The sequence below is a fragment of the Xanthomarina sp. F2636L genome, assembly GCF_026410195.1.
Lineage (GTDB): Bacteria > Bacteroidota > Bacteroidia > Flavobacteriales > Flavobacteriaceae > Xanthomarina.
Map to the genome: position 1 here is coordinate 446,944 of NZ_JAPMLM010000068.1, position 17,839 is coordinate 464,782.

The 17,839-nt window shown below is 32.6% G+C and carries 15 protein-coding genes; 9 read left to right on the forward strand and 6 right to left on the reverse strand.

All coding sequences use genetic code 11. The features are described 5' to 3' along the window. The first annotated feature begins 1 nt into the window (after nucleotide 1). The 6 genes from OS191_RS09450 to OS191_RS09475 all read left to right on the forward strand — a co-directional run bounded on the left by OS191_RS09450 (nucleotide 2) and on the right by OS191_RS09475 (nucleotide 5,838). Nucleotides 2–262 carry a hypothetical protein gene (locus tag OS191_RS09450; RefSeq protein ID WP_267155444.1) on the forward strand — a complete coding sequence of 87 codons (261 nt, stop codon included), beginning with the start codon at nucleotides 2–4 and terminating at the stop codon, nucleotides 260–262. After that, the gene (gene pnuC / locus OS191_RS09455) at nucleotides 246–878 is read left to right on the forward strand and encodes a nicotinamide riboside transporter PnuC (RefSeq protein ID WP_267155445.1); all 633 of its coding nucleotides are present in this window, start codon (nucleotides 246–248) and stop codon (nucleotides 876–878) included. Before OS191_RS09450 ends, pnuC begins: the two co-directional genes overlap by 17 nt. Beyond that, complete coding sequence (locus tag OS191_RS09460) at nucleotides 839–1,402, forward strand: ATP/GTP-binding protein (RefSeq protein WP_267155446.1); 564 nt, start codon at nucleotides 839–841, stop codon at nucleotides 1,400–1,402. The genes pnuC and OS191_RS09460 overlap by 40 nt, the downstream gene beginning before the upstream one ends. Next, the gene (locus OS191_RS09465) at nucleotides 1,403–2,953 is read left to right on the forward strand and encodes a DUF4301 family protein (protein WP_267155447.1); all 1,551 of its coding nucleotides are present in this window, start codon (nucleotides 1,403–1,405) and stop codon (nucleotides 2,951–2,953) included. A 1-nt stretch (nucleotide 2,954) separates the two neighbouring features. After that, entirely contained in the window at nucleotides 2,955–3,362 is a 408-nt protein-coding gene (gene arfB, locus OS191_RS09470; protein ID WP_267155448.1) for an alternative ribosome rescue aminoacyl-tRNA hydrolase ArfB, read from the forward strand. A 256-nt stretch (nucleotides 3,363–3,618) separates the two neighbouring features. Next, on the forward strand, nucleotides 3,619–5,838 hold the full coding sequence (locus OS191_RS09475) for a TonB-dependent receptor (protein ID WP_267155449.1): 2,220 nt from the start codon (nucleotides 3,619–3,621) through the stop codon (nucleotides 5,836–5,838). Nucleotides 5,839–5,955: 117 nt separating this feature from the next. Here the strand turns inward: OS191_RS09475 and OS191_RS09480 are convergent, their stop codons facing one another. Together OS191_RS09480 and OS191_RS09485 are read right to left on the reverse strand one after the other, a co-directional pair. Next, entirely contained in the window at nucleotides 5,956–7,497 is a 1,542-nt protein-coding gene (locus OS191_RS09480) for a glycine--tRNA ligase (protein WP_267155450.1), read from the reverse strand. A 63-nt stretch (nucleotides 7,498–7,560) separates the two neighbouring features. After that, complete coding sequence (locus OS191_RS09485; protein WP_267155451.1) at nucleotides 7,561–8,445, reverse strand: DUF8428 domain-containing protein; 885 nt, start codon at nucleotides 8,443–8,445, stop codon at nucleotides 7,561–7,563. Between the two features lie 162 nt (nucleotides 8,446–8,607). Between OS191_RS09485 and OS191_RS09490 the strand changes: the two genes are divergently transcribed. Next, the gene (locus OS191_RS09490) at nucleotides 8,608–9,285 is read left to right on the forward strand and encodes a ComF family protein (RefSeq protein ID WP_267155452.1); all 678 of its coding nucleotides are present in this window, start codon (nucleotides 8,608–8,610) and stop codon (nucleotides 9,283–9,285) included. Between the two features lie 58 nt (nucleotides 9,286–9,343). Further along, nucleotides 9,344–10,951, forward strand: a complete 1,608-nt coding sequence (locus OS191_RS09495; RefSeq protein WP_267155453.1) for an Ig-like domain-containing domain — start codon at nucleotides 9,344–9,346, stop codon at nucleotides 10,949–10,951. Here OS191_RS09495 and OS191_RS09500 read toward each other — a convergent pair. Further along, the gene (locus OS191_RS09500; RefSeq protein ID WP_267155787.1) at nucleotides 10,943–11,722 is read right to left on the reverse strand and encodes an amidohydrolase; all 780 of its coding nucleotides are present in this window, start codon (nucleotides 11,720–11,722) and stop codon (nucleotides 10,943–10,945) included. The two genes, OS191_RS09495 and OS191_RS09500, sit on opposite strands and share 9 nt — an antisense overlap. A gap of 13 nt (nucleotides 11,723–11,735) precedes the next feature. Then, complete coding sequence (locus OS191_RS09505; protein ID WP_267155454.1) at nucleotides 11,736–12,878, reverse strand: methionine aminotransferase; 1,143 nt, start codon at nucleotides 12,876–12,878, stop codon at nucleotides 11,736–11,738. A gap of 96 nt (nucleotides 12,879–12,974) precedes the next feature. Here OS191_RS09505 and OS191_RS09510 point away from each other — a divergent pair, with 96 nt between their 5' ends. Then, nucleotides 12,975–15,104, forward strand: coding sequence for a S46 family peptidase (locus OS191_RS09510; RefSeq protein ID WP_267155455.1), 2,130 nt, complete (start codon nucleotides 12,975–12,977; stop codon nucleotides 15,102–15,104). A 77-nt stretch (nucleotides 15,105–15,181) separates the two neighbouring features. Here the strand turns inward: OS191_RS09510 and OS191_RS09515 are convergent, their stop codons facing one another. Next, complete coding sequence (locus OS191_RS09515) at nucleotides 15,182–16,951, reverse strand: MutS-related protein (RefSeq protein ID WP_267155456.1); 1,770 nt, start codon at nucleotides 16,949–16,951, stop codon at nucleotides 15,182–15,184. Nucleotides 16,952–17,087: 136 nt separating this feature from the next. Further along, nucleotides 17,088–17,834, reverse strand: a complete 747-nt coding sequence (locus tag OS191_RS09520; protein WP_267155457.1) for a succinate dehydrogenase/fumarate reductase iron-sulfur subunit — start codon at nucleotides 17,832–17,834, stop codon at nucleotides 17,088–17,090. Nucleotides 17,835–17,839: the final 5 nt, after the last annotated feature.

Consider the following 17,839-nt stretch of genomic DNA (forward strand, 5'->3'; position numbering starts at 1 on the left):
CATGAGAATATCAGTAGACTTAACCTTATCACCTTTACAAGACGATTATGAAATTCATGTTATTAACTTTATTAAAAGTCTAAGAGATTCTAAATTTTCGGTTTTGGAGAACCCGTTGAGTACTCAAATTTTTGGTGAATACCATGAGTTGATGCCTTTCTTAACAACTCAAATTTACAAATCGTTTGAAGAACAAAAAATATGTGTTTTAACCATGAAGGTTGTAAAAACAGACAGAAGCGACTATGAACCAAGTTTTTAATTTTTTTTTCGAACAATATGCTGGTTATCAAACCATCGATATCGGTTTAGAAATTATTGCCGTTATTTTTGGGTTTCTCTCTGTATGGTTTTCCAAACAAAACAATATTTGGGTTTTTCCTACAGGAATAATTAGTACCAGTATTTTTGTGTACCTGCTTCTAAAATGGGGATTATTAGGAGATATGATGATAAACGCCTACTATTTTATCATGAGTATTTACGGCTGGTATGTGTGGACTAGAAAAATAGACGCTACGCATGTAACACCCATTTCATCTACAACAAAAAAAGAAAAAAGAACTAGTATTTGGATTTTCTTAATCACTTTATTATTTGTTTTTATTGTCTATAACAGCTTTAATATGTGGACAAGCTGGGTGGCTTATGTAGACACCTTAACTACGGCTATCTTTTTTGTAGGTATGTGGCTCATGGCAAGAAAAAAAGTAGAAAACTGGATTTTTTGGATTTTAGGAGATTTAATTTCAATTCCATTATATTTTTATAAAGGATTCACTTTTACTAGTTTACAATATTTAGGATTTACGGTTATTGCCATATATGGATATCTAGCATGGAAGAAACACTTAAACAATATAAAAGTAGCTGCATAAAAGTAGTTTTATTTGGACCAGAATCAACTGGCAAGACTATTTTAGCAACCCAATTGGCTGCTTATTATAAAACACTTTGGGTTCCAGAATATTCTAGAATTTATGCCGAAGAAAAAGTTAAAAACAATCAGTTTCTAACTAAAGAGGATGTGTTACCCATTGCCATTGGACAAATGGCTTTAGAAAATTCTTTAGCAAAACAAGTCGATAGTTTACTAATTTGTGACACTGATTTGTTAGAAACAAAAGTATATAGCGAAGCATATTTTAATGGTTATTCTCCTCAATTATTGAACAAATATGCCATTGAAAACACCTATAATCTCTATTTTTTAACTAATATTGATATTCCATGGGAATCTGACGGAATTCGTGATAAACCAAACGAAAGAAAAGTCATGTTCGAGGCGTTTCAAACGGCTTTAATTAAAAATAACCTGCCTTATGTGTTATTGAATGGAAGTTTGTCCAACCGAATGGAAACTGCCATAAAACATATAGATAAATTACTAAACAACAACTGAATGTTTTCAGAAAAAGACATCATACAAATTGAAAAAAAAGGGCTAACTATTGAAAAGGTGACTGCTCAAATCGACTTGTTTAAAACGGGCTTACCTTTTGTTAACTTACAATCGGCTGCAACTATTAACAATGGGATTTTAAAACTTTCAGAAAAAGAAAAAAAAGCATCTATCCAATTGTTCGACGATAAAAGAAACAACTATTCTATTATAAAATTTGTTCCAGCTTCTGGAGCAGCAACCAGAATGTTTAAGTCTTTTTTTAGTTTTATAGAGGATTATAACCCAGAACAAGAAACAGTAAATGCTTATATAAATAGAACCAAGGAAGCTTTATTGGCAGTCTTCTTTGTAGGCTTGGAAAAACTGCCTTTTTACAAAATAGTATTAGATAAAATAGTTAATGTATTTCCAGATTATCATTCATCATCAACAGACAAACAGCGTTATATGTTTGTTAAAACTATGTTAGATGAAGACAAGTTAAATTATGGGTTCTATCCAAAAGGCTTGTTGCCATTTCATGAATATAGAGAGCATATTGCAACAGCTTTCGAAGAGCATTTGTTTGAAGCTGCTCTATATGCTTCAACAAATAATAAAGCGAATATACACTATACTATTTCAGAAAAGTATAAAGATATTTTTGATGGTGAATTTAAAAAAATCCAAACCATTGTAGAGCGTAAAACTAATACTAAATTCGAAATTTCTTTTTCATATCAAAAAGAATCTACAGACACCATTGCTGTTACTCTAGAAAACGAACCTTTTAGAATGGACGATAACAGCCTATTGTTTAGACCTTCTGGGCATGGCGCTCTACTCTCAAATTTAAACGATTTAGATGCAGATATTATCTTTATTAAAAATATAGATAACGTTGTAGTTTTTAAATATGAAGATGAAGTAAGCGAATACAAAAAAATGTTGGCTGGTATTCTAATGGAGGTTCAAAATCAAGCTTTTAATTATCTTGAAAAACTAGACAACAATGATCTTTCGAGGAATGAAATATTAGAAATCTCAAAATTTTTATCACTTAAAATGCATGTGGTTATTTCTTCTGAATATGAAAAATATGCCACTGAATATCAATTAGAATATTTAAAGGAAAAGTTAAATAGACCTATTCGTGTTTGTGGTATGGTTAAAAATGAAGGAGAACCAGGAGGAGGTCCTTTTTGGGTAAAAGATGAAAAAGGCCAAGTCTCTTTACAAATTGTAGAATCAGCACAAATAAATAAAAAGGTTAAATCTCAAAAAGATATTTTAACAAATGCCACACATTTTAACCCTGTAGATTTGGTTTGTGGAATTAAAGATTATAAAGGAAACAGGTTTGATTTAGAGCAATTTGTAGACCATAAAACAGCTTTTATAACCATGAAAACCAAAACGGGAAAAGACCTTAAAGCACTTGAATTACCAGGGCTTTGGAACGGAAGCATGTCTAATTGGAATACCATATTCGTAGAAGTTCCTCTAATTACCTTCAACCCAGTTAAAACAGTAACAGATTTATTAAAACCTACACATCAAGTAAAATAACATGTTTGATACAGCTTTGCTTATTACAGAACTAAACTTCAAAGCTATCAGGAGCTCTGGATCTGGAGGACAACACGTTAATAAGGTTTCGTCCAAAGTGGTTTTAAATTTCGATTTAAGTAATTCTCAGGTTTTTTCTGAAGAGCAAAAAGCTTTATTATTCAAAAATCTTGCAAACAGATTAACAACTGAAGGTGTTTTAATTTTACAAAGTGACGAAAGCAGAAGTCAGCATAAAAACAAAGACCTTGTAATAAAACGCTTTTTAGAGTTAATTAAACAGAGTTTAAAAAGACCTAAAAAACGAAAACCTACTAAAGTTCCACGATCTGTTAAATTAAAACGCTTATCTAAAAAGAAGCAACAAGCTGATAAAAAAGCCAATAGAAAACCTCCTGAAATAAACTAAATTATTTTTCATTCTTAGTTGTTAATTCTTAATTGATGGCTATCTTTGCATCGTTCTCAAAAAGGGGTGCCTATTATCGGCTGAGATCATACCCAACGAACCTAGAACAGGTAATGCTGTTTAGGGATATAAAACCAAAATGGTGATATTATTGTTAATAGTTTTACAACGATTAAACAATCTCACTATTTCAAACAAATTAATTAATAACAAAGAATAATAACCTCTTTTTATTCGTATAAATTTATTTTATCGGATGAAACTTTTATTCAACAATCTGTCACATTGTAGTAGGCGGAACTCTCAAATTTTTTTACTTTTTTTACTGTTTAGTTTTTCAGCTTATTCGCAAGAAAAACAGCAAGATTCTACAAAACTGGAAGCTTTAGACGAAGTTTTGGTTAAAGCTGTACGTGTAAACGCCACGTCACCAATTACACATTCTAACCTCACCAAAGAACAATTACAAAAACGGAATCTAGGTCAGGACTTACCCATTCTTTTAAATTATTTACCTTCGGTTGTAACCACTTCAGATGCTGGTGCAGGCTTAGGGTACACAGGAATTCGAGTGCGCGGAATTAATGCGCAGTCTACCAACGTGACCATTAATGGGATTCCTTATAACGATGGAGAATCCTTAGGGACTTTTTGGGTGAATTTAGGCGATTTCGCCTCTTCCGTAGAAAGTCTTCAGTTGCAACGTGGTGTTGGAACATCAACCAATGGTTCTGGAGCTTTTGGAGCTAGTATTAATGTGCTTACAGATGCTGTTTCAGAAAAGCCTTTTGGGGAAATAGCCAATAGCTATGGAAGCTTTAATACATGGAAGCACACCGTAAAATTTAGTACAGGCTTGCTTAACGAACATCTTGAAATTGCTGGACGTTTGTCTCAAATTAAATCTGATGGTTACGTAGATAGAGCCTCTTCAAATTTAAAGTCGTACTTTCTTCAAGCCACATATATAAATGATAATACCATGATAAAAGCGCTTACTTTTAGTGGAAAGGAAAAAACCTATCAGTCATGGAATGGAATTGAAGACCCATATATTTTAGAACATGATAGAACTTTTAATTCTGCTGGAATGTACACAGATGAGAATGGCAGTATTCAGTTTTATGATAATGAAATTGACAATTATCAGCAAGACCATTATCAGTTCCATTGGAACGAACGCATCAATAACAGATGGTCCACCAATTTAGCTCTTAATTATACGCAGGGAAAGGGTTATTTCGAACAATTTAAAGAAGATGCAGAATTTGCAGATTATGGCTTTGACGATGTAGAAATTGGTAGTGAAACTATTACAGAAACAGACCTAATTAGACGTAGATGGTTAGATAACCAGTTTTATGTTTTTAATGCCAATGCTAATTATAAAAATAATACTTTAGATGTTATTTTTGGGACATCTTTAAGTTCGTATTCAGGCGATCATTATGGTGAAATTATCTGGGCTCAATATTCAAGCGATATGATGATAAGAGATAGATATTACGATGGTAACGGAAAGAAATTAGACATGAGTGCGTTTGCTAAAGGACAATATAGATTAAACAATCATGTTAGTTTGTATTTGGATTTGCAATACAGATATGTTAACTATAAAACTACTGGAACCAATTCGGATGTGGCACCATTTATTGTTGATAAACATTTTAATTTCTTTAATCCAAAAGCTGGAATTACCTATACTTTAAACGATAATAATAACTTCTATTTTTCTTATGCCAGAGCTAATAGAGAGCCAAATAGAGACGATTTTGAAATAAATGCCGATGTCAAGCCAGAGCAGTTAAACGATTTCGAATTGGGATGGAGACACCAATCTGAAGCCTTTAGTCTAAATACCAATTTATATTACATGTTATATAATGAACAATTAGTATTAACTGGAGCAATTAATGATGTTGGAAATCCGGTGAGAGACAACTCAGGAAATAGCTACAGATTAGGTTTGGAAATTGATGCTATTTTAAATATTTCGAATAAATTTAGTATTCAACCAAATGTGGCTTTAAGCACAAACAAAAACAAAGAAACAGTGGTTTCTTTAAATGGAGAATTAGTTGATTTAGGGTCGACAAATATTTCATTTTCTCCTAATGTTGTGGCAGGGAATGCTTTAGTTTACAGACCACTTAAAGGTTTGCAAATGTCCTTGTTAAGCAAATTTGTTGGAGAGCAGTATATGGGAAATACAGATACGGAAGCATCCAAATTAGATAGCTATTTTGTAAACGATTTTAATGTGATGTACGAAATTGAAACAAAATCTATCTTTAAAGCCATTGTTTTTTCAGGTTTGGTGAATAATCTTTTTGGAGAAAAATACAGCTCTAATGGTTTTTACTATACGTATGATGACGATTGGTCTAACCCATCCCAAATAACAACTATTGAAGGTAGTGGTTTTTATCCGCAAGCAACCAGAAACTTTTTGTTGGGAGTGACTTTGAAGTTTTAAAATACCTAATATATTTTACTAAAAAAACTCCCAAACTAGATTAGCTTGGGAGTTTTAATTTTTAGAATCCTCCGGTTGCACTTAGACAAGCTTAGTGTGATATTATCAATGATTGTTTTATTGCATTTTTTGAAGCCAATGTTTTACATCCACTTCAGCTTTAATAATATCTTTTAAATCTGCAATCTTAACACGCTTTTGTTCCATCGTGTCTCTATGACGGATGGTAACAGCATTATCTTCCAGAGTATCGTGATCTACTGTAATACAAAATGGTGTTCCATTGGCATCTTGACGTCTATAGCGTCTTCCAACAGCATCCTTTTCATCGTAATCCACGTTGAATTCCCATTTTAAATCATCGAAAATCTGTCTTGCAATTTCTGGTAAACCATCTTTTTTGACCAATGGTAAAATAGCTGCTTTTACAGGGGCTAAAACTGCTGGTAATTTTAACACTGTTCTTGTTGTATTGTTTTCTAATTCTTCTTCAACTAAAGAATTTGAAAATACAGCCAAGAACATTCTATCTAGACCAATAGAAGTTTCAAGTACATAAGGTGTGTAACTTGCATTGTCTTCGTGATCGAAATATTGTAATTTCTTTCCAGAAAAGGCTTCATGTTGTTTTAAATCGAAGTCGGTTCTAGAATGAATTCCTTCCAATTCTTTAAATCCGAATGGAAATTTAAACTCGATATCTGTAGCAGCATCAGCATAATGAGCTAATTTTTCATGGTCGTGGTAACGATAGTTCTCTTCGCCAAGACCAAGGGATTGATGCCATTTCATTCTGTGTTCTTTCCAATATTCAAACCAGTCTTTTTGGGTTCCTGGTTTTATAAAGTATTGCATTTCCATTTGTTCAAACTCACGCATTCTAAAAATAAACTGTCTTGCAACAATTTCGTTTCTAAACGCTTTTCCTGTTTGTGCAATTCCGAAAGGAATTTTCATACGTCCTGTTTTCTGAACGTTTAAGAAATTAACAAAAATTCCTTGAGCTGTTTCTGGCCGTAAATATAAATCCATAGCATGTTCCGCACTTGCTCCAAGCTTGGTTCCAAACATTAAATTAAATTGCTTAACATCTGTCCAGTTTCTGGAACCAGTTAATGGATCTGCAATTTCTAGCTCTTCTATAAGTGCTTTAACATCTGCTAAATCTTCATTTTCTAAAGATTTTCCCATTCTGCTAAGAATCTCAGTTATTTTTTCCTGATATCCAACAACACGAGGATTCGTTGAGACAAATTCCTCTTTATTAAAAGCGTCTCCAAAGCGTTTTTCAGCTTTTTTGACTTCTTTATCTATTTTCCCTTCTATTTTAGCACAATAGTCTTCAATTAAAACATCTGCTCTGTAGCGTTTTTTAGAATCCTTATTATCTATTAAAGGATCGTTAAACGCATCCACGTGACCTGAAGCTTTCCAAATAGTAGGATGCATGAAAATTGAAGAGTCAATACCAACAATATTTTCATTCATCTGCACCATAGATTTCCACCAATAGTCGCGAATGTTTTTCTTTAATTCTACTCCGTTTTGAGCATAATCGTAAACTGCACTAAGTCCATCGTAAATTTCACTACTTTGGAATACGTAACCATACTCTTTTGCATGAGAGATTACTTTTTTAAATTGATCATCGTTTGCCATGTTGCAAAAATAAAAAACCGTTCTCATTAAAGGAACGGTTTTCCAAAAAATATAATTGGTTAGTTAATAAAGTTCTAATTCTGTTTTTCCTATTAGGAAATCGTCATTATAAATAACAACATTATAAGTACCTTCTTTTAAGAGTTTTTTAGATTCTACATTAATTTTGGTACAAACATCTATATTATCGTAGTTATTATTTACTACAGTCATTCCACTGTAATCTAAAGATTCATCTTTAAATCTCACATGACCTCTTTCAACCACTAAGCGATTGTCTGGACCAATAAGCTGAACAAAAATGTTTTTGTTCCCTTTTGGTGTAAACTCATTACTTAAAAGCGTTAGACAAACTTCAATATGATCTAAGTCGTCAATTTTACTTGTTTTCATGTCAGTTTTTGAATTAACTGTATTTAGAGCTACAGCATTCACATTAACAGCAGAAACAGAAACAATTTTTTTAATTGTTTTAGATAAGATAGCATTTTCTTTTTCTAAAGATTGCACATACTTTTGCTGATTAAATAATTGCTGAGACATAGAATAAACTTCTACTTCAAGAAACCGACTCTCCTTTTGAGCCAATTCTGACTTAGCAAATAATCGCGCCTTTTCTTTTTTAAGAATTGCTAATTGATTTTTGTACTTAGATATTACGGATGCATCGGTATTAAAAACTAATAAAGAGTCTAAAACATTTTCAAGCTTTGATTTAGCTTCATTAAATTCTAATTGCATGGTATTGTTGTTTGCTTTAACAGCATCATAGCTCTTAATCATTTCATTTAATTCATTTTGAACAAGTAACGTTTCCTGTTCTATAAATTCTTGATGATTTTTAAGAGTTGTATAATTTGAAAAGCTATAAGACCCTATAACAACAATTGCTATTACCAATGTACCTATAATTAATCTGTAGTTAAATAATTGAGGGTTAACTATCATCTTAATTTATAATTTACCTTACGAAACTATAAATTATCATTGTGTTATTTTATTTTAATCGATAAAGTGATAAAAAAATTGTTAAAGTTCTAAATTGTTTGATTAAAAAGGGTTTAAAGGTTGAAATGTTATTAATATCTTTAAGGTTAATTCCTGCAAAAAATGTTAAAATCGGTAATTGACTTATTTTTTCCTCAAGTATGTTTTGCTTGCATGTTTCAATTAGGTGATAATGAAAAATATGTTTGCACCGATTGTAGACATAATTTACCTGTGACCAATTACCACCTTGAAAATGACGATACCGTTTTAAAAACTTTTTATGGGCGTGCAAAAATAGAACATGCTACAGCTCTATTACGTTTTGAAAAAAAAGGAATTACTCAACAACTTATGCATAACTTAAAATATAAAGGTCACGAAGATGTTGGTGTATTTTTAGGCACATGGCTTGGTGAAGAACTAAAAGAATTAAAAGACTACCAAACAATTGATGCTGTAATTCCAGTGCCTCTTCATAAAAAGAAATTAAGAAAAAGAGGCTACAATCAAGTAGCGAAATTTGGACAAGAAATAGCTAAGCAACTTAACACTGATTATTGCGACGATGTTCTTATAAAAGTCACCAACACTTCTTCTCAAGTAAACAAAAACAGATTTAGTAGATGGTCAAAGAATGATGAGTTATTTGCTATTCAACATAAAGAGAAAATAAACAACAAGCACATTCTTTTGGTGGACGACCTTATTACAACAGGAGCAACTATGGAAGCCTGTATTTCTGTATTAAACAAAGCACAGAATGTTAAAATTAGTATAGCTTCTATGGCAATAGCTTAAGGATAGTTTCGTGAATGAGAATTTAATTGTTTCTTTGTATCAAAATTTAGATTAAAAGATGAATCGCACTTTTTATAAATCTTTACAACTTATTATATGCTGCATATTTTTAGCAAATTGTGCTAATAAAGGTACTCCGGGTGGAGGAGTTAAAGATATTACACCTCCTGTTATTGTAAAATCTGTGCCTGAAAATTTTTCAACTAATTTTAAAGAAACCGAAATAAGAATTACGTTTAACGAATATATTAAAATAAACAACCTACAAAAGCAATTAATTATTTCCCCACCAATGGATCCTGCTCCAGAAATATTACCTCAAGGCACAGCTAGTAAATATATAACTATTAAAATTACAGATACATTAGATGCTAACACCACCTATGCTTTTAATTTTGGAAATAGCATTGTAGATAATAACGAAGGCAATCCGTATCCTTATTATAGATATGTATTTTCTACCGGAGACTATATAGATTCTCTTTCTGTAAAAGGAAATATAATTGATGCTTCATTACAAAAACCAGACAAATTTGTTTCTATTATGCTATACGAAATGGATTCTACCTTTACAGATTCTACTGTGTATAAAAAGAAACCAAAATATATAACCAATACCTTAGATAGTACGACGACTTTTTCTATAGATAATATTAAGGCTGGGAAATACAAGATAATTGCATTAAAGGATGAAAACCAAGATAGCAAATACCAACAACGAAGTGATAAAATTGGATTTTTAGAAGAAACTATCTCTGTTCCAAAAGACACACTTTACACCATAAAATTGTTCAAGGAAGTATCAGATCCAAAAATTATTAATCCACGTTTAATTTCCGGTGAAAAAATTGCATTTGGTTTTGAAGGAGATTTTGAAAAAATGAATATCCTGATTCAATCGAACACACCCGAAGATTTTAGCTACCGTGTAACCAAAGATGCCAAATCAGATTCGCTTAATTACTGGTATAAACCTCGCTTTAAAGATACCGACTCATTACTTTTTAAGGTGACTAATAAAAATTACTCTGAAAACTTTACTGTTAGAATAAGTGAACAAAAAAAAGATACGCTTATTATTAAAGCATCTCCAACTTCGACTATTGGTTTTGAAGAAGATTTTAATATTTCGGGAAACATTCCTTTTGAAAAAATAGCTAGAAAACGTATTTCCATAAAAGACAAAGACTCTGTAGATGTCAGTTTTAAAACAAAATTGGATTCCTTAAAAAATGCTCTTGTTATTAGTTTTGATAAAACCGAAAACAATAGATACAACATTCAGGTATTGCCAAATGCTTTTACTGATTTTTTTGAAAATAAAAACGACACTCTAAACTACACAGTTAGCACGAAAGCTTTCGAAGAATATGGAAATGTTAGAGTGAATTTAAAAAACGCTAGATATCCAGTTATTGTTCAACTAACAGACGAAAAAGGAGAGGTTAAAGTTGAAAAGTACAGTAAAAAATCTGAGCCAATAGATTTTAAATACGTGACTCCAAATGAATATTATTTAAGAGTGATACATGATGCTAATAAAAACAAAAAGTATGACTCTGGAAACTATTTAAAAAAGCAACAACCTGAAAAAATAAGCTATCTCTCAGAAAAACAAGAAGTACGCTCCAATTTCGATTACACAATAGATTTCACCCTACTTTAATGTAAAAGCATCTTTATCGTTTAAAAAATTAAGCTTTTCTCGGTTATGTTTTATATGAGATTTGTTTAGAACAATAATTTCAATGGCTTCTTTATTGTCAGGAATCTGGTCTATTTTTTCACCTAAAACATCAAAAACAGCCGAATGCCCATTGTATTCGTGGTTATTTCCATCTAAACCTACACGATTAACACCAACGCAATAAGCCATATTTTCAATAGCTCTTGCTTTTAACAGCGTATCCCAAGCAGTTATTCTTATTTTTGGCCAATTGGCCACATAAATCAACAGGTCGTAATCTTCCACATTTCTTGCCCAAACTGGAAAGCGTAAATCGTAACAAATTAGTGGACATATTTTCCAACCTTTATAAGTTACAATAAGCTTTGTTTTTCCTGCCGTATAAGCTTTATCCTCTCCTGCAAGTGTAAACGTGTGTTTTTTATCGTAGGTTTCTATAATGCCATTTGGATGCACAAATAACATCCTGTTATAAAAATGCTTATCTTCTTTGATAACCAAACTTCCCACTATAGCCGTTTGTATTTTTAAAGCCAATTCTTGCATCCAAACAACGGTTTCGCCAAACATGGTTTCAGAAACGTTTTGAGGATTCATAGTAAATCCAGATGTAAACATTTCAGGCAACACAATCACATCTACTGGTTCTGAAATACGTTCTATTTTTTTTGTAAAATGGTCTCTGTTCTGTTCTGGATTTTCCCAAAACAATTCGGTTTGAATAAGCACAATTTTTAAGTGTTCTTGCATCATTCTAAAATTATTATATGTTATTCAAAATATCTGCTGCCTGCTTTAATGTCTCGTCTGTTTTGGCGAAGCAAAATCGCAGTACCTTATTATCTAATTTATTCTCATTAAAAACTGAAAGCGGAATAGAAGCTAAACCGTGTTCTATGGTTAAGCGCTTGGCAAAATCCACATCGTATTCTTTAGTGATTTCTGAATAATCTAACACTTGGAAATATGTGCCTTGAGACGGTTTAAATTTAAACTTGGAATCTTTTATCAAACTTAAAAACAAGTCTCTTTTCTCTTGATAAAATCCAGACAGTTCTAAATACGTACTTGAGTCTTGCATATAATCTGCTAAGCCTTTTTGCACAGGGTGATTCACACTAAACACATCGAACTGATGTATTTTTCGAAACTCATTCATTAACTCTTTTGGCGCGCAGCAATAACCTACTTTCCACCCCGTATTATGAAAGGTTTTTCCAAAAGACGCTGTAATAAAACTTCTCGCTTTTAAATCGGGAAACAAACAAGCGCTTTGGTGTTTTTCGCCATCAAAAACCATGTGCTCATAAACCTCATCGCTTAATACCACGATATTGGTGTTTTTGGTAAGTTCCTGAAGCTGTAACATATCATTTTCGTTCAAAACAGTACCACTTGGGTTATGTGGCGTATTGATAATTATCATTTTTGTTCTACTCGAAATTTTCTGTTTCACCTCTTCCCAATTCACTTGATAATATGGTGCTTCTAATTGAATAGACACAGGTTTTCCTCCATTAATTAAAACCGAAGGCTCGTAACAATCGTAAGCTGGTTTTATAATAATCACTTCATCGTTTGCTCTTACAAAAGCTGTAATCACATCAAAAATAGCCTGGGTAGCTCCTGCTGTAATGGTAATTTCGGTTTCTGGATGGTAAGTGCTTTCGTAAAGCAAATCAAATTTTTTAGCAATAGCTTCACGTAATTCCATATTTCCTCCCATTAATGCATACTGATTATAACCGGAGTTCATGGCTTTGGAAACAAAATCAATTAATTTCTGATCGCTTTTAAAATTTGGAAACCCTTGCGATAAATTAATGGCTTCGTGCTTATTTGCCAAACCACTCATTATCGTAAAAATGTTGGTTTCTATATTCGGGAGTTTAGATTGGTGCTTCATAGCTTAAAGATACAAGTTCAATAGATAAATTTAGATCATTTTAACATCTTTTATAGCATGGTTCTTTATCTTTGAAGGATACTAAATTATCTGATTATGAAATTCATTAAAATTCTATTACTTTTTATTACAATTCAAGTGTCAGCGCAACAAGGTGGCATGTGGATTCCTTCACTTTTAGAGGGAATGAACGAGGAAGAAATGGCCAATCTTGGAAGCAAGCTTTCGGCTCAAGACATTTACGATGTTAACAACTCGAGTTTAAAAGATGCCATTGGGCATTTTAATGGCGGTTGTACCAGTGAGGTGATTTCTCCAAAAGGCTTGGTTCTTACCAATCACCATTGTGGATTTAGCCAGATTCAATCTCATTCATCTTTAGAAAACGATTATTTAAAAGATGGGTTCTGGGCTATGAAATTAGACGAAGAATTACCAAACCCAAGCTTATTTATAGAATTTATTGTTAGAATAGAAGATGTAACAGAGCAAGTCTTAAATGGTGTTACAGAATCTATGACGGAAAAAGAAAGACAATCTGCTGTTTCTAAAAACTCTAATAATATTGAAGCTGGAGTTAAAAAAGAAACTTGGCAAGACACTAAAATTAAATCGTTTTATAAAGGAAATCAATACTTCTTATTTGTTACAGAACGTTTTAACGATATCCGTTTAGTTGGTACACCTCCATCAAGTATTGGGAAGTTTGGTTCTGATACAGACAACTGGGTTTTTCCGAGACATACTGGAGATTTTGCTTTATTTAGAATTTATGCAGACAAAAATAACCGCCCAGCAGAATACAGCGAAGACAACGTGCCATATACGCCTAAACACTTTTTACCAATTTCTTTAGATGGTGTTGAAGAAGGCGATTTTACTATGGTTTTTGGCTTCCCTGGAACTACAGATGAATATTTACCAGCAGTAGCTATAGAACAAATAACTCAAGATTATAACCCAAGTAATATTGCTATTCGTAGAGCTGCTTTAGAGGTTATTGACGCTAAAATGATGGAAAGCGACGAGGTTAGAATTAAATACGCTTCGAAGCAAGCTAGAATTGCCAATGCCTACAAAAAATGGCAAGGTGAAAATTTAGGGATTGAAAAAAGTGGCGCAATTGAAAACAGAAAGAAGTTTGAAGCCGATTTTAAAAAGGCTTTAAAAGAAAAGAACCTGGAAGATAAGTACGGAAATATTCTTCCTGAATTTGATGTGCTATATGAAGAATTTGAAGCTATCAACGTGAAACGAAGAAGCTTTATAGAAGTATTTTTAGTAACAAACGAATTGATGGAAATGACTTTTAGAGCCTATCAATTTGAGCAAGCAGTTACAAATAATCCAGCTATTTTTGATAAAGCTAAAGCTGCTACAGAAAGTACTTTAACTAAAATTCATAAAGATTTTGATGTGCATGTAGATAAAGGTGTTTTCGAAAATGTGATGCCTTTTTATACAGAAAATGTAGATGTTTCTATTTATGACAAAACAGCTCTAACAAGTTTAGATTCTGCTTTAAAACTATTTAAAGGTACTCAAGAAGAAATTATAGAAAAATTAAATAATGATCCGGCTTATGCCTATGCTAAACCAATGATTGACGAGTTCTATAATAGCATCAACCCAGAGTTTGAAGCCAAGAACGAGCCAATAACAGCTTTACAAACCGAATATATGACGGCGCTTATGAAGGCACTTCCGGATGCACGATATTTCCCAGATGCCAACGGAACACTTCGTGTAACTTACGGACAGGTAAAAGGATATTCTCCTAGGGATGCTGTTTATTACGAGCCTGTGAGCTATTTGGACGGGGTTATTGAAAAGTATATTCCTGGTGATTACGAATTTGATGTACCAGAGAAACTAATTGAATTATACGAAGCTAAAGATTACGGACCATACGCTGATACTAACGGAAAAGTTCCTGTTTGCTTTTTAGGAACAAACCATACAACGGGTGGAAACTCTGGAAGTCCAGCAATTGATGCGCATGGAAACTTGGTTGGATTAAATTTTGACAGAGTTTGGGAAGGAACTATGAGTGATATGTACTACGATCCAGAAATTTGCAGAAACATTATGGTAGATGTGCGCTATATGTTATTTATTGTAGATAAATACGCTGGAGCTACACATTTAATTGATGAAATGGAATTGGTGCATCCAAAACAAAATTCGAACAAAAAGAAAAGCAAGAAGAAAAGAAAAAAGAAATAATTCTCTTCAAAAACGCTTTTGATTAAACTATATAAACCTTTCAATCTTGAGACATCTGGACTGAAAGGTTTTTTTATTTAAATAATCTCCATCTTCTTTAATAAGAAACTCGCATTCATATTCTGGCAAATGCCATCCTTAAATTTATAATCGAAAAAGAGTTCGTCGTTGACAATTTGAGCATCAAAAAAGTGATTTTTCACGTCTGGTAATTCTTTAGAAATTTCACACAAACTTAAATCGTGGGTAGCAATAATTCCAGTAGCATTACTAGCCACTAATTTCTCTACAAATTTTCTAGAGCCAATAGCTTTATCTGTGGAGTTTGTACCTTTTAAAATCTCGTCCAGAATAATAAAATACGGTTCCTTTGAGATTTCATCTACAATAAATTTAAGTCTCGTTAGTTCTGAAAAGAAATACGAGCTATCATCTGTTAAAGAATCGCTGGTACGCATACTTGTAATCAGTTTTACAGGAGCGTATTTACTGGACTTGGCACAAACAGGCAATCCTGCATTTGCCATTACAATATGTAAAGAAACTGTTCTAAGAAAGGTACTCTTTCCTGCCATATTAGCACCGGTTACAATAAAAAACTCTTGATTATGGATATCTAAATTACTATCTACACGTTTATTTTTATCCAATAAAGGATGGCCTAGATCTACAGCTTCAATTACCGTACTATTCTCAACAATTTCCGGGAATACATAATCCGGATGATTAAAAGCATAATTCCCTAAAGTATTATAGGCATCAAAAAATGAAACGACTTCAAACCAATTAGCCACGGTGGTTTTATATTGAGAGATCCACTGCTCTATTCTGTAGGCATTTTTTAAATCTGACAAGAAAAACCCGTTGCCAAAAATGGCAGAAATAAGGTTATTCCTATTGTCTAAAGCATCCAAATATTTTGAAAACTGAGAGAAAATCTCAGAAGCTTTTTTTTGCTCTTGTTGAATATGGGCTTGCTTGTTTTTTAATAATTCAGACGAAAAACTTTCAGATTCAATCTGATTTAGAAGTAAAGCATATTGTCTAAAGGTATCTCGTACTTTATCGGTATTTGCAGCTAAAACATTGATCTTTTTTAAATATAAACCTGTAATTAGCAAGCCCAGAATTAACCAATATCCAATAAAGCCCAAATCGATAATTTTAAACATACCAAGGGCAATCATTACTAAGGATGCCACGGAAAAAACTTTAGGAAACCAAGACATTATTTTGGGTAAAAATGACTTGTGAGATGTTAACCATTCAATAATTTTTAGAGCTCGAGTTTCTGCTTCAATTAAAGTAGCAACTGCCGAAAACTGTTGGCGCCACTCTGGTTTATCAGCCAACTCTTTGATGGCATTTTGTTTTAAGGGAATGTTTTCAATTTGATTTGAAGTTAAGGTTCCTGCTAATTTTTCAGCACCTTCATTAATACTTGTTCTATTTACAAACTGAAAGAAAGAGCCTCTTCCAAATAAATCGATATCTAAGCTATAATAATGTAAGGGATTTATAAATGTTTCCCCCGATTCTCTATGGTGAAAATCTCCGGCCGCTATTTTAATTTCCTCTTCATTTAAAGCTACCAAAGCCTTACTAACATCTCTTAAGCGTTTGGTATCTGTATATTTTGAAAGCAGAAAAATAAACAATGAAATCCCTATAATTCCAATAGCTACTGCTACCTGCCAAAAATTAAAAGTGACATATATTCCAGCGACAACTCCTAAAAAAACAAGCAATCTTAGGCTGCTCATTCCTAACAGTTTTTTATTGAAAGCCTTTGCCGCAAGTTGGTGTTTTTCTAACTGGTTTTTATAAAATGTATTTGGATGTTCCATGACTAATATTGAACTGTAAAGAAACAAAAAACCCAAGACATAGCTTGGGATTTTAACTTATAAGAGATTCTTCTAAACTACGTTTAAGTATTTTCAATCAAAATATATTTTGATTTCAATAATGCTCTGAATGACATTATCCTTTTAAACTTGCTTTTAAGTATTCTCTATTCATTCTAGCAATACTTTCTAAGGAAATTCCTTTCGGACATTCCACTTCGCATGCTCCGGTATTCGTACAGTTACCAAAACCTTCTTCGTCCATTTGTTTTACCATATTTAAAACACGATCTGTAGCCTCTACTTGTCCTTGTGGCAATAAGGCAAATTGAGATACTTTAGCAGAGACAAATAGCATAGCAGACGAGTTTTTACAACTAGCAACACAAGCTCCACATCCAATACAAGTAGCAGCATCGAAAGCTGTATCTGCATCGTGCTTATTTACTGGAATAGCATTGGCATCTATCGTATTTCCTGAGGTATTTACAGAGATAAATCCTCCAGCATGCTGGATTCTATCGAAAGAAGTTCTATCAACTATTAAATCTTTAATTACCGGAAAAGCTGCTGCTCTAAATGGTTCGATAAAAATAGTATCTCCATCTTTAAACATACGCATATGTAGTTGACAAGTGGTAACACCTCTATCTGGACCGTGAGCTTCTCCATTAATATAAAGCGAACACATTCCACAGATTCCTTCACGACAATCGTGATCGAAAGCAATTGGTTCTTCACCTTTATTTATTAAATCTTCGTTTAATACGTCTAACATTTCAAGGAAAGACATATCTGGAGAAATATCACTGACTGGATAATCAACCAATTTTCCTTTATCGTTAGCGTTTTTCTGACGCCATATTTTCAACGTTAAATTCATAGCTT

Bases quoted from the DNA above. Each gene is read 5' to 3' on its own strand.
- OS191_RS09510 (WP_267155455.1), top strand. From the start codon at position 12,975: ATGAAATTCATTAAAATTCTATTACTTTTTATTACAATTCAAGTGTCA.
- OS191_RS09450 (WP_267155444.1), top strand. From the start codon at position 2: ATGAGAATATCAGTAGACTTAACCTTATCACCTTTACAAGACGATTAT.
- OS191_RS09505 (WP_267155454.1), bottom strand. From the start codon at position 12,878: ATGAAGCACCAATCTAAACTCCCGAATATAGAAACCAACATTTTTACG.
- OS191_RS09500 (WP_267155787.1), bottom strand. From the start codon at position 11,722: ATGCAAGAACACTTAAAAATTGTGCTTATTCAAACCGAATTGTTTTGG.
- OS191_RS09475 (WP_267155449.1), top strand. From the start codon at position 3,619: ATGAAACTTTTATTCAACAATCTGTCACATTGTAGTAGGCGGAACTCT.
- pnuC (WP_267155445.1), top strand. From the start codon at position 246: ATGAACCAAGTTTTTAATTTTTTTTTCGAACAATATGCTGGTTATCAA.
- OS191_RS09465 (WP_267155447.1), top strand. From the start codon at position 1,403: ATGTTTTCAGAAAAAGACATCATACAAATTGAAAAAAAAGGGCTAACT.
- OS191_RS09495 (WP_267155453.1), top strand. From the start codon at position 9,344: ATGAATCGCACTTTTTATAAATCTTTACAACTTATTATATGCTGCATA.
- OS191_RS09490 (WP_267155452.1), top strand. From the start codon at position 8,608: ATGTTAAAATCGGTAATTGACTTATTTTTTCCTCAAGTATGTTTTGCT.
- OS191_RS09480 (WP_267155450.1), bottom strand. From the start codon at position 7,497: ATGGCAAACGATGATCAATTTAAAAAAGTAATCTCTCATGCAAAAGAG.
- OS191_RS09485 (WP_267155451.1), bottom strand. From the start codon at position 8,445: ATGATAGTTAACCCTCAATTATTTAACTACAGATTAATTATAGGTACA.
- OS191_RS09520 (WP_267155457.1), bottom strand. From the start codon at position 17,834: ATGAATTTAACGTTGAAAATATGGCGTCAGAAAAACGCTAACGATAAA.
- OS191_RS09515 (WP_267155456.1), bottom strand. From the start codon at position 16,951: ATGGAACATCCAAATACATTTTATAAAAACCAGTTAGAAAAACACCAA.
- arfB (WP_267155448.1), top strand. From the start codon at position 2,955: ATGTTTGATACAGCTTTGCTTATTACAGAACTAAACTTCAAAGCTATC.
- OS191_RS09460 (WP_267155446.1), top strand. From the start codon at position 839: ATGGAAGAAACACTTAAACAATATAAAAGTAGCTGCATAAAAGTAGTT.